This window comes from Spirosoma gilvum (assembly GCF_054776815.1).
Map to the genome: position 1 here is coordinate 594,433 of NZ_BAAHBH010000004.1, position 13,332 is coordinate 607,764.

General features: G+C 48.1%; 9 protein-coding genes. 6 read left to right on the top strand and 3 right to left on the bottom strand.

Annotated elements, in window-relative coordinates:
* Positions 1-2: 2 nt before the first annotated feature.
* From ACYVFD_RS13840 to ACYVFD_RS13855, 4 genes are all read left to right on the top strand, one after another.
* A complete protein-coding gene (locus ACYVFD_RS13840; protein WP_461090736.1) occupies positions 3-1,880 on the top strand; it encodes a heparinase II/III domain-containing protein in 1,878 nt (625 codons plus the stop codon).
* A 391-nt stretch (positions 1,881-2,271) separates the two neighbouring features.
* Positions 2,272-2,607 carry a PadR family transcriptional regulator gene (locus tag ACYVFD_RS13845; RefSeq protein ID WP_461090737.1) on the top strand — a complete coding sequence of 112 codons (336 nt, stop codon included), beginning with the start codon at positions 2,272-2,274 and terminating at the stop codon, positions 2,605-2,607.
* Positions 2,608-2,610: 3 nt separating this feature from the next.
* Entirely contained in the window at positions 2,611-5,334 is a 2,724-nt protein-coding gene (locus tag ACYVFD_RS13850) for a permease prefix domain 2-containing transporter (RefSeq protein ID WP_461090738.1), read from the top strand.
* 285 nt (positions 5,335-5,619) lie between these two features.
* Positions 5,620-5,937, top strand: a complete 318-nt coding sequence (locus ACYVFD_RS13855; RefSeq protein ID WP_461090739.1) for an ABC transporter permease — start codon at positions 5,620-5,622, stop codon at positions 5,935-5,937.
* A 71-nt stretch (positions 5,938-6,008) separates the two neighbouring features.
* On the opposite strand, the gene ACYVFD_RS13860 is transcribed toward ACYVFD_RS13855, so the two are convergent.
* The 3 genes from ACYVFD_RS13860 to msrB form a co-directional block, all read right to left on the bottom strand.
* Positions 6,009-7,292: a D-alanyl-D-alanine carboxypeptidase/D-alanyl-D-alanine-endopeptidase gene (locus tag ACYVFD_RS13860; RefSeq protein ID WP_461090740.1), complete on the bottom strand. Its 1,284-nt coding sequence runs from the start codon at positions 7,290-7,292 to the stop codon at positions 6,009-6,011.
* 14 nt (positions 7,293-7,306) lie between these two features.
* On the bottom strand, positions 7,307-9,934 hold the full coding sequence (locus tag ACYVFD_RS13865; protein WP_461090742.1) for a T9SS type A sorting domain-containing protein: 2,628 nt from the start codon (positions 9,932-9,934) through the stop codon (positions 7,307-7,309).
* A 179-nt stretch (positions 9,935-10,113) separates the two neighbouring features.
* Positions 10,114-10,521, bottom strand: a complete 408-nt coding sequence (gene msrB / locus ACYVFD_RS13870; protein WP_461090743.1) for a peptide-methionine (R)-S-oxide reductase MsrB — start codon at positions 10,519-10,521, stop codon at positions 10,114-10,116.
* A gap of 163 nt (positions 10,522-10,684) precedes the next feature.
* Here msrB and ACYVFD_RS13875 point away from each other — a divergent pair, with 163 nt between their 5' ends.
* On the top strand, positions 10,685-12,598 hold the full coding sequence (locus ACYVFD_RS13875) for a RecQ family ATP-dependent DNA helicase (RefSeq protein WP_461090744.1): 1,914 nt from the start codon (positions 10,685-10,687) through the stop codon (positions 12,596-12,598).
* A 148-nt stretch (positions 12,599-12,746) separates the two neighbouring features.
* Complete coding sequence (locus ACYVFD_RS13880; protein WP_461090745.1) at positions 12,747-13,205, top strand: DUF2141 domain-containing protein; 459 nt, start codon at positions 12,747-12,749, stop codon at positions 13,203-13,205.
* Positions 13,206-13,332: the final 127 nt, after the last annotated feature.

Genomic DNA, 13,332 nt, shown 5'->3' on the forward strand with positions numbered 1-13,332 from the left:
CTATGAACCGGTTTTGCCTCTTTGTCCTTGGCTTATTCTTCCTGATACGTTTTTCGTCAACGGCCCAGGTCGATCATCTGGCTACAGCCAATAAACTTCCAACCCATCCCCGATTACTTCTTTTAAAAGGTGAAGAAGAAAGCATAAAACGCACTATTGCTGCCGATAAAACCTGGAATAGCCTCCATCAGGCCATACTGGCAACCTGCGATGAACTGGTAGACAAAGCCCCACTGGAACGTATCAAGATCGGCCGACGATTACTTTCGGTATCCCGCGAAGCTCTGCGCCGTGTTTTTTATTTGTCCTATGCCTGGCGACTGACCCATCAGGCTAACTACCTGAAGCGGGCTGAAAAAGAACTCCTGGTACTCTCGGCCTTTGAGGACTGGAACCCAACGCATTTTCTGGACGTAGCCGAAATGACCATGGCAGTCTCCATTGGGTATGATTGGCTGTACAACGATTTATCGGAACAGTCCCGATCTGCCATCAAAGAAGCCATCCTCAAAAAAGGCATTGAACCTTCGCTAGATACCAAATATAATAGCTGGCTAAAGGCATCTCACAACTGGAATCAGGTTTGTAATGCGGGTATGACCTATGGCGCGCTGGCCATTGCCGACGACCAGCCCGAACTGGCCAAAATGATCGTAAATCGGGCTATTGACGCTGTTGTGTTGCCCATGGGCGATTACCGACCGGATGGCGCCTATCCCGAGGGTTATGGCTACTGGGGTTATGGCACCAGTTTTAATGTGATGTTGATTAGTGCGCTCGAAAAAGCCTATGGAACGGATTTCGACCTGTCAAAGAAACCCGGTTTTTTGCAGACGGCGGCTTATCTGGAAAATATGACCGGCCCATCTGGAAATGCCTTTAACTATTCGGACTCGGGCCTGTCAGGCGAATTACAGCCAGCCATGTTCTGGTTCGCACAAAAGCAGAATAACCCCTCCCTGCTGTGGGTTGAGCGCGGCCGGTTGATGACCAATGATCCCAAACGACATACGGGCGAACGGCTCCTGCCCGCCATTATGCTCTGGAGTAATGGTATTGGCATGTCAGCTATCGCTGAACCAAAGTCAACAATGTGGGTCGGCGAAGGTAAAAACCCGGTCGCGTTGATGCGTACGTCCTGGTCCGATCCCGCAGCCATTTTTATCGGGCTGAAAGCAGGGAGCCCTTCGGTCAATCATGCACACATGGATATTGGCTCGTTTGTGATGGAAGCCGACGGGGTACGCTGGGCAATGGATTTTGGGATGCAGAGTTATGAATCGCTGGAATCGAAAGGTGTAGATTTATGGAATAGTCGGCAGGATTCGCAACGATGGCAAATTTTCCGATACAATAATTTTACGCATAACACCCTTACGGTCAATAACCAGTTTCAACGTGTGGTGGGTAAAGCGGGTGTTACCAGCTCGTCAACGAATCCTTCTTTTTTAAACGCACAAACCGACTTGTCAGAAGTATATAAAGATGACGTTATGAAGGCCGTTCGGGGAGTTGCCATTGTCGATAAAGCGTATGTGGTAGTACGGGATGAAGTAGAGACATTACCGACCGAAACCACTGTTCGCTGGACCATGCTTACCCCAGCCTCGGTCACTTTGTTGGGCGGGAATAAAGCTGAACTGACTAAAGACGGGAAAAAGCTGGTTTTGGAAGTTGTTGAACCCACTGGTGCAACATTGAAAACCTGGTCGACTGACCCGCCCCAGGACTATGATGCAACCAACCCCGGAACAACACGGATCGGCTTCGAAGTCGCGCTACCGGCCAACAGCAAAACAGCCCTAACCGTACGATTACTTCCCGAGAAAGCCGCCAACGCCAAAACGGCTAGTCAGCCTCTGGCGCAGTGGCCCCGTTAATAACTTAACCTGTTCAACGTCTCTAGTACTGCTGCTAGTCGAGTGATGAGTTTGCCATTCTGAATGGAGATTGGAATCTCGCGTTTGATGAACGAGACGTTTAGGTAGTTCTGCGGGAAATTGACCACTAGTCGCCCAGAAAATTCGCTATTTGCCTTAAGTAGTACAAACAGCCATATCACGAAAAGAGCATTTTTGAGAATGGCGCTGCGCGTAAATCGGATATCAAATAAACAATCCATGCTTATTTATTACCGGACATCTTTTGTACGGTTTCGGACATATAAGTAATGTTCACTAGTCTAGTCTGCTAATAATTAGTTAGTTACAGAATTGGCACTCTATTTGTTCAACAAGTACTAAAGAAATACGCCTTTTTAACCTGCTTGTCATGAGTCGAACCTACCTGGGCGAGTTTGAAGAATTGGTCTTACTCGCCGTTGCCCTCCTCGAACAACAACCCACTGGGGCTTATGGCGTCACCATCGCCGACGAACTCCAGCAACGTACTCACCGGACCACCTCCGTGACGGGGGTGCATGTGGTCTTGTATCGCCTGGAGGAGAAAGGGCTCGTTGGCTCGGAATTAGGCGGAGCTACCCTGGCCCGGGGTGGACGGCGCAAACGCCTATTCACCCTGACGGCCGCTGGTCAGCAGGTGCTACGGGAGATGCGCCAACTCCGGATGGGTTTCTGGGAAGCTATACCCACCCTCTTCTATTCCTAGGCCATGAACAAGTCTTCACCCAGTCCAACACCTCAGCCTGAGCGCCGAACGTCGTTGGACCGACAATCGGCCCGGCCGCCCCGCTGGGCCGACCGTCTGCTGAGCTGGTTGACGCCCCCTGATCTGCTGGAAGAGTTGCAGGGAGATCTGCAGGAGCAATTTACCCAGCGAGTTGACCAGGTTGGTCCCTGGCGGGCCCGTTGGTGGTATGGTCTGGAAGCCCTGAAGGTCATTCGACCTTATTACCTACGCCGTCGAGTGGCCAGCCTGGCCAACCGGCAAAAGGAGCCCTTCCCGAATCGACGGGCTACCACCCCTCCTTACTTTACCACTCAACACCCCTCATCACCCCTACTAAATCCTGACATGATCCGAAACTATCTCAAAATCGCCTGGCGAAATCTGCTGAAATATAAACTGTTCTCGCTAATAAATATACTGGGTTTAAGCCTGGCTATTCCTATGGCCTTAATGGGCTTAATTCAGATCATCAATTATTACGAATACGATAACTTCCACCAAGATGAGGGCCAAATTGTCCGATTAATCACTGACGAAAGGCTGAACGATGGCCAAATTACCAACTGGGCAACCAGCCCGGTTCCACTAGCGCCTTATATGCGGAAAAATGGGACAGGCATTGAAAATTCAGCCACCATCGTCAGGGACATGAGCTGGGTATTAAGTAGTGCCATAAAAACGAAGAACATCAACGCCATTTATACCAAGGGCGCTTTTTTCCAGCTGTTTAATTTTCCCCTGGAAAAAGGCACTTATGCGGTTGACCCTAACACGATGGTGATAACCCAGGAAACCGCCCAGTGGTTTTTTGGTGATACCAATCCCATTGGTAACATTCTGGAACATCCCACCTTCGGCAGTTTTAAAATTGTTGGCGTTTTAAAACCCTTCAATAGCCTTAGAACCCAGTTCCGGGCCGATGTCTTTGTCCCTCTGACCGGATATCTGACCAGTAAAATTTCACTCAATGACTGGTCTGCACTGAACGCCTATACATTCCTGAAACTGGCCAAACAGGTAACGCCAGCCAACCTTGACCGCCAATTGGCAAAAACCGAGGGAGAAATAAATAAAGTACTGAAAACAACGACACCCAGTCGACTGCATTTCAAAGCCCAATATTTGGCCGACATATCCCCATCAAAAGCGATTTTAAAGAATGACTCCTATATTCAGGACATCCGGAGTATGTATGTCAATTTCGCTTTTCAGTTGATCCTCCTTTTACTGGCGTCCTTAAATTACATCAATCTAACGCTGGCCCGGTCAATGAACCGAAGTCGTGAAGTGGGGGTACGAAAAGTGGCCGGTGCCACCAAATTCCAGTTGGTGCTTCAGTTCCTGGTCGAATCGGTCTTAGTTTCATTTTTAGCGCTAGGGATTGGTTTATTACTATTAGGGTGGATTAGGACCCACATCCAGCTGACATGGCTTACCTGGGAAATTGACCATCTGGGTTACCTACTTCTGTTGTTTTTCGTTTTTAACCTGATCCTGGGCTTAGTAGCCGGTGCCGCTCCCAGCTTTATCCTCTCCTCCTACCAGCCGGTAACCGTGTTGAAAGGGACTATCGCACCAGCCGGTTTTGGAAAATTGGGCTTTCGTAAAGCATTGATAGTTATGCAGTTTACGATCGCATTGGTCTATATTTTCTTTATTGGGCATATTTATCATCAGGTAGATTACATGGCCACGGATAATGAAAATTACCAACGCAGGAATATACTCAATATAAACATTGTTGGAAACCAGTATAAAACCTTTGCCGCAGATGTAAGTACCATCAAAGAAGTACAAAATATAGGCTATACCTCCCTCCTGTTTGGCAATAAGCCTACGCAGGCAGACATTAAAAAAACGAAAGGGGAAGTGTCCAATCCTGCTTTTTATTATGCCGCCGATCATCAGTTTATTGACAATATGGGGCTACGGTTTGTGGCAGGCAAAAATCTCATTTCCAGTACCTCCGACTTGCCATCCCCCCTGGTTGTGGTCAATCAGAAAACGGTCGAAAAACTAAACCTGGGTTCGGAGCAGGAAGCTATTGGCAAACTCATCGTGTTAAATGACACCATTTCAGCCACCATTATTGGGGTGGTGGCCAATTTTTGCCACTATGATTATGAAAGTAAGATCGAACCGATCGTTTTTCAGTACCGGCCTGCTTTATTTAAGGTTATGTGTATAAAAACGAGCCCTGTCGGTGATCGCAAGGCATTTGAATCCAGCCTGAAAAGTCGATGGATGACCTACATGCCTTACCAGGACATGAATGCATTGTGGCTGGATACAGATATGTATGAGCGCTATTTTAACTACGATGAAATGCAGTTTATGGACATTGAAGGTGTTTCCATTTTTCTGATTGCCATGTTAGGGCTCATCGGCATCCTTACCTACAGTTTGGAGAAAAGAACCAAAGAAATCGGCATCCGAAAAGTTATTGGTGCTACGACACTCGAAGTCATCAAATTGATGTCCAAAGAGTTCATTAAACTCCTCAGCCTTGCTATCATGATTGCTTTCTGCCTGGGGATTGTCATCGGACGGTATATGAATAGTTATTATGTATTCAACAAGGGAATTGGGTATATGACCATGTCAGCCTTAGTATTTGTCACCCTGGGAATTACGTTGGCAACAATTCTCTGTTTATCCTGGCGGGCTGCCCAAGCTAATCCAGCCAAAACCTTGAAGGCCGAGTAGTGAGTGGTTGGTGGATCCGGTCAACCCTGTCCAACCGACGGTCTATGAAGTTAATAAAGGCGCTGCTCGATTTTATAACCTGCGGCTGAATCCGGCAGTCTCTGTTCAGGAAAGTCTAGCTAAAATTGAGCGAGTCTACAAAAAGAACGTGCCTGCTCTCCCTTTTCAGTATGGGTTTGTGGACCAGGAATATGCCGCCAAGTTTTCAGCCGAAGAACGAGTTGGCAAACTGGCCAGTATTTTTGCCTCCCCGGCCATCCTCATCTCGCGCTTAGGCCTGTTTGGTTGGCTTCCTTCACGGCGGAACAACGAACCAAGGAGATTGGTATTCGAAAAGCACTCGGAGCGTCGTTGACCAACCTTTGGCAGTTGCTTTCGAAAGGCTTTGTGGTGTTGGTCCTCATTGCCTGCCTGATTACGATCCCAATCATTTATTACCTGATAAACATCTGGCTGGATCACTATACCTATCGCGTGGATCTGTCCTGGTGGATCTTTGTGGTAGCCATTATGGGGGCTTTGCTGCTGACGTTACTAACCGTTAGCTTCCAGGCGATGGAAGCAGTCATGATAAATCCGGTAAAAAGTCTGCGTTCCGAATAAATCTTCTACTTGGGTCAATCTCTGATTGACCTAGAAACCTGAACAGGCTCGTTCGGAAAGGTAGCCATCGTCTAAAACCGTTCGTGGATTTCTTTCAGCAGTTCGCCTGTCCGTCGTCGCATCTCGCTTACCGTTTGAGTAAAGTTGTTATGCATGATGCTGAAGTAGAGAACTTTACCCGAACGGACCAACACATAGCCGCTAAGGTTATAGACACCCGTCATCGAACCGGACTTAGCGAATACATACGGTTTGCCGGGCATCGATATACTTCGCAATGTGCCCGATTGTCCAGCGGCTGGTAGTAGGGAAAATAGGCGCTGCTGGGGAACTTTGGCATAGATACGCCCGAGCAAATCAACCAACACATTCGGCGAAAACACATTATACCGCGACAACCCTGACCCATCGACCCATCGGATGGGTGAATGCCCTTCGGGAGCAGCCGAGAAACGTAAAACACTATCCACCATCCGATGCAATTCGGCAACGGGTGTAAGTTTACCTGCATTTCGCTCGGCCGATACCATAAACAAGACCTGCTCGGCAAACTGATTGTCGCTGACATACAGCATTCGTTTGTAGAGCGAATCAGTTGATGAACCACGCAGTAAACGAGCCGTAGCCGGAACTGGTACATGTACAACACTGATAGGTCGGTGCAGAGTATCCGCCAGTAATTGAGCCGCCAACTCCGCCGACCAACGAAACGGCACATCCTGCCGAACGGGCTTCTCCCCTACTGGTTGTATAAACTGATTACTAAATTCGTCCCTACGAATGCCTACTGGCCCTTTTTCAGCTGAAACGGCTTGCACACTATCGGCTAATCGACGGGGGCTAATTTTTTTATTTCTGAAGCGAACAACATTGCCGTATATGGGCAGCGATGCTAGTTCAGGGGAATAGTCATCATTGTAGTCGTCCCAGGCCCAGCCGGGACCGAAACGTGGCCCATCGTAATTAGCTGGTGAAAAAAACAGGCGTTCTGGCCGACTCCGTAGAAAAGCGAGTACAGTTGTATCGGGCAAATCGGGATGCAGCAAAAGTGGATTGCCCGTTCCCCAGAAAATCAACGAATCATGCCGCACCGTATAGCGCAACGTCGGCAGTGAGTCAGGTAGCGAAAGGAGTCCGGCGTAAAAGCTAAACAGTTTTGTATTCGACGCGGGTGTGAAAGGTTTATCGGCATTGTGCTGAATAAGTGCCCGTTTCTGAACCGGATCGTACAGGGCAACGCCCGTAAAATGATCAGTATAAATGGGTTTGGTGCGTAACTCACGGCTAATGCGCCGGGCAGGTGAGCACCCCACAATAATCCAGATCAGCAGAAAAGGAAGGCAAACTTTTATCATTGGAATTACAGCTATTATTCTCCGTTCGTAATAATAACCTTCTTTGTCAGAACTATATCACCCGCGGTCAATTGCAAGAAATACAAGCCATTGGGCAACTGGCTAACATCAAGTTGTTTATCCAGTTTTTTACTGCCAATTCGAATCGTCTGTTGTCGCAGCGACTGTCCTATCAGATTATTGACTGTAATGTCTACTTCGGCAACTGATTTTGGCAGATCGGCCTGAACACGAAGCTGACCATTACTGACCGGATTAGGATATACGTCAAATGTTGCTGCATTAACGGGATCAATTCCCAGAACCACCGGCGGAGGGGGCGCCTGAATCCGAAGATTATCGATAGCCCAGCCCCAGCCATACGATAACTGATCGGCAAACAACCGAAACCGGATCAGGATTTGGTCGCCAGCCTGAAACGCACTTTTGGGTTTTAACAAAAAAATTTCCCGCTGCCGGTAAAGTGCCGGACTTCCTACCGCTTCTGAATTCCATTCATTGTACGGCCCACCGACCAGATACAGGTTATAGAGGGTTAACCAGTCTTTTTTATCGACAGAACTGTAGGCATCAACCAGCGGTTTCCAGGTTTGGCCGTTATCGTTGGAACCTTCTACAACGACGTAATCGTAAAAATTAGCATCACCTAGTTTACTCCCCGTCTCACCCGGTTCAATCAGCACAATTTCGTCGAAACGAATGGTTGCGCTATCGGGATTGGCCTTGATCCGAATGGGTGAAAGCAGCCGATACTCATAATTCGTTTCCAATAGTAAATCGCTGCCATTGCGATACGGATGCACCGAATGAATGGCCGGATTACTGAATCCGGTTGGCGTAGCGATGCTAAATCCATAACCGGCAAAATCGCTTGTGGAGGCCGAAGCGTCGAAATTATTGATGTATTGATCACGCACCGGCTTTTGAGCCACTACGGTCAATTCATAAAAACCCGACGCTGGATTAACTGACTGATTCTTAGCCCGTGCAGCATCCTGCGCCACAATTCGGTAGGTAATCTTGTCGCCCACCTTCAATGAATTAGCCGGGAAATCGATTCGTCCAGCGTAGACACTATCAATTTCAATGTTGTTGATTTTCAAAAAATTATAACGCAATGGTATGTTTGGCTGTGCTACACCATTGATCTGATACTCAACGTACGCATTGGCAACTCCGGCTCGGTCGTCGGTAATACGGGCATAGATCGGGAGGCTATCGGCAACAGTGGTTGAGAATATGGTATTTTTTGCCGGTCCATACCAGATCGTCGGAGCCAGATTATCAGGGCCAACCAATACGTGATTCCAAAGCTGGGTTCCGGTAGTGCTTTTACCTGGATTCGTATACGTTCGCCCTAGTAGATCCTGTGCCTGAAAGTAATACCAGGTATCGCCGTTTGCCTGGGCAGCCGGAAGTGTGTACTGATACTCATTGGTGGAGCCCACCTGTTTTAGATCGACAAACGTAAAAACCGTATCAGTGGCTGTAGGCGTTTTTTTTCGATAAAAGAATCGCACCGAACCCGCCATTAGGGTCGTGTCGCTGATCACGCGTGTACTAAACACCAGGTCTTTTACATCTTCTGTATTTTTAATGGGGTCATGCAGCACCGACGTGGTTTTCCACTCCATATCGGTCATGAACTGCAACACCAGCGGCCCCGGTGTATGAATGGATTCGCCTAGCGCCAGTTGGGGGGTCATTAATGAATTGATGTTGCCCGGCGGATACTCCCGTTCATCCAGATGGTAAATACTGCCAGACCGGGTGTATTCATACGGCACCCACACTTTTATTCGCTGAGCAGATGCCTGTTTCAAATTGGCACCGTTCAGGTAGAGGTTATAGCCTGCCAACTGGAATTTCAACTCGACCGAATTATTCGGAAAATCTTTCGTTGAGGTAACCAGTCGTTTGCCCTGTCCCGTTTCCAGAAAATAGTCATAAACGGAGGGTAAGGCTTCCATATACACCCCATTGTCGCCTACCAAGCCAAAGAAGCCAATAAAGCCCAGCGCATGTCCTAACTCATGAAGTACGACCGTAACCAGATCCGTCTGGCTTTTCAGAGGTTTCCCATCGGTGCCATAATACCAATCGTTATTCCGGTTAAATTCCGCAACAATATCCGCGTCGTTTGGGTCATTTAGTTGGCGACGGGCAATTTTTTCGGCCAGGGCAATCGGATAAAATGCATAGTTCTTCTGCGCTCCATCGACATTATATCGGTACGAAGCGGGACCTGCCGAACCCAGTAAATTAGGATCATCGGAAATCCAACTTGCCTTAATCCGAATTGGTACTGGCGAAGAAATCAAGGTCGACCAGATATCAACAGCATATTGAAAAGCCGTACGGGCTTCGGCCGTGAAGTTGGTATAGTCGACAATAAATTGAGCTGTAGGCGCTGCTAACCGGCCATTGGCGCTAATTCGTTTCAGAAATGCGTCAGGAGCAGGTACCTGCGTCAATACCTCACGATTGTCTTTGTAATAGTTAATTTTTGAACCCGCCAGTGATAAACTAATCGGAGCAACAACGCTTGGGTAAACGCCTGATGAGTAAACTTTTTGGGCACGTACCGGATTTGCCAAAAACCAAATCAGACCAAGCAATCCCAGCCACTTCCCGTACTTCATAAAAGGATAGTATAGTTCAATCCATACAAATCTCGGTTCTGGTTACCGATTAACAAGGCCATAGGGTAAAATCGTCATTTTATTGTCATTCAATAGTCACTGATCGTCATTCGGTAGTCATTTACTCCAGGCTACTAATGACTACCGAATGACAATGAATGACCACTAATGACGATAAATTAAACGGTTTCAGTTGTTCGTTTCAACACCAGCGCCACCGAGTTCAGGCAATACCGCATGCCATTGGGTGGCGGACCATCGTTGAATACATGGCCGAGGTGGGCATCGCAGATGTTGCATAATACCTCAACCCGGGACATGCCGTAGCTAAAATCTTTTTCCAGCCGGACACGATCTTCTTCAATGGGTTCGGTAAAGCTTGGCCAGCCTGTACCTGACTCAAATTTTCGCTTCGACTCAAATAATTCGGTCCCGCAGCATAAGCAGGCATAGATGCCCGGATCATGGGCTTCACAATATTCACCCGTAAAGGCCCGTTCGGTTCCCTTCTCCCGGGTTACCCGATATTGCTCCGGCGTTAGAATTTTACGCCATTCTTCGTCCGATTTAATGACTTTCTGAATCATAGTTGTTCCCGTTGCTCTGTGCGAATTTACTTGTATTCCTTAAACTCCCTGCTCCGACTTCTGTTTTCAAACCGTAAATTCGCGCAATAGTCGATAGTCGAACGCCGTTAATCATCCACTTTTTCGGCTCTCTCCTGTCGGCAGCTGACTAACGACTTCAACTTTGACAACCCGGCAAATCTTACAGCACTTTTGGGGATACGACACCTTCCGGCCGATGCAGGAAGATGTGGTCAACACGGCGCTGGCCCGGCAGGACTCGCTTGTGCTCATGCCAACAGGTGGGGGAAAGTCGATTTGTTTCCAGGTTCCGGCGCTGGCCATGAAAGGTGTTTGCCTTGTGGTAACGCCCCTCATTGCGCTGATGAAAGATCAGGTCGAACAGCTACAACGACGGGGTATTCCGGCAGCGGCCGTGTATTCGGGTATGCATTACCGCGAAATCGACACCATTCTGGATAATTGCATTTACGGCAATACGAAGTTTCTGTATGTATCGCCCGAACGGCTGCGCACCGAAATCCTGATTGAGCGGGTAAAGCAAATGACGGTTTGTTTGCTGGCGGTGGATGAAGCCCACTGTATTTCGGCCTGGGGGTACGATTTCCGTCCACCGTATCTGCAGATTGCCGAATTTCGGGAGTTAATCTCCGAAACGCCCATCATTGCCCTGACAGCCTCGGCTACCCCCGATGTGCAGACAGATATTGTCGATAAGCTGGCATTACGGCAACCAACGGTATTCCGGCAAACCTTTGCCCGGCCTAATCTCTCCTACTCGGCGGTATCTGAAGAAAATAAAGAAGCCCGACTGTTACGCGTGTTGCAGAATGTGCCTGGTTGTGCCATCGTATATGTGCGTAGCCGAAAACAAACTCAGCAAATAGCCCAAGGGCTTAGTCGACAAGGTATTTCGGCCGATTTTTATCACGCCGGACTGACCACCCAACAGCGAACCGAAAAACAGGATGCCTGGATTCAGGATCGTACTCGCGTTGTGGTAGCGACCAATGCGTTCGGGATGGGTATCGACAAGCCAAATGTTCGGGTTGTTGTCCATCTGGATGTTCCCGATTCGCTGGAAGCCTATTATCAGGAAGCCGGGCGGGCTGGGCGCGATGGGCAGAAAGCGTATGCTGTTATGCTTTATTCCCCCAACGATCTGAGCAAACTTCAACTTCGGGTCGAACAACTGTATCAGCCGGTCGATATGCTCCGGCGGGTGTATCAGGCACTGGCCAATTATACGGCGGTTCCGGTAGGCGGGGGCGAATTCAGCAGTTATGATTTCGATCTGGGCGCTTTTACCAATACATTTAGTTTACCACCACAGGAAACCCATTACGCCCTCAAACAACTACAACTGGAAGGCTTTATTCAACTCAACGAAAACTACTTTCACCCATCGCGACTAGCTTTCGTTCTCGACAATCGGCAGTTGTACGAATTTCAGGTAATGAACCCCAAGTATGATTCGTTTCTGAAACTGCTGTTACGCATGTATGGGGGTGAATTATTTACTGACTTTGTGACCATATCGGAGTCAACACTGGCCCGAACGTTTTTGCTGAACCAGCCTGAAATTGAACAGATTTTGAAGCAATTGCACGAACGAAATGTGGTTATTTACGAAAAACAGAAAGACAAACCGCAACTGACATTTCTGACGCCCCGCTTCGACGCAACTACGCTACCCATTAATATACAGGAGTTGAACCGACGAAAGGAACTGGCCTTACGGAAGGTTCAGGCCGCTATCACCTATACCGAACACCCAACCCAATGCCGAACCCGACTGCTTCAGGCTTATTTTGGTGAGAAACCAGGTGATCGTTGTGGCATTTGTGATAACTGTCTGAAACAGAAAAAAGCGTCGGAAGCGGCTGCTCTGGCCGTTCGCAAACAGGTGCGAGACTACGTTGCTCTGGCCAACGGACCTGGCGTATCACCTAAACAACTGGCTCATCACTTTGCCTATACCAACGCCGATATCCTTGCCGAAATCCTGAAGCTAATGCTGGCCGAAGAAGAAATCCGTTACACAAAAACCGGCAATCTGACCTTAAATCTGGCGTAACCTGCTTTGCCAAACCACCCGGAATAAGCTGTCATTACTCCCAATAGTGCTGTTTATCCCTAAATCGTGCGGTTTGTCCCATCAATTTGCTCACTCACGAAGGGCATCTTTATGTTTGTGCTGTCAAACAATTCAACACAGCACACTTATGAAAACGATTATCGCTGCTATTCTCGCCAGTATCCTTTTTATCAGTACGCTTAGCAAGCCCTGTCTGGCTCAACAAGCCCCTTCAGCTACCGTTAGCAACACCTATTCATTATCGGTAGTGATCCATAATGTAAACAACCGGACGGGTAAATTATATGTTGGACTGGCCAACACGCCCGCCAATTTTGGTGGTGAATCCCTACAAAGAAAAGTGATCGATGTACCGGCTTCAGGTGAAATCACCTGCGTCTTTGACGGACTAGCTTCAGGTCGGTATGCTATTCGTCTTTTTCAGGATTTAAACGACAACAAGAAAATGGACTTTGCCGGACAAATGCCTGCCGAACCGTTTGGCTTTTCGAATGTGGCTATGCTCATGGGCCCACCCGATTTCGACCAATCGGCATTCGACCTAAACGAGAATAAAAGCATTCGGGTACGCGTAATTGAAATGTAACTTATCCTACTTATGCTTGATAAGCGTGCCACGGTTCGGAACCGTGGCACGCTTAAGATACAGACACAAAGAAAAAAAATGCCTACTGCTTGACCGAACGAAACGAAACCGTTTATATTTGTGCCCT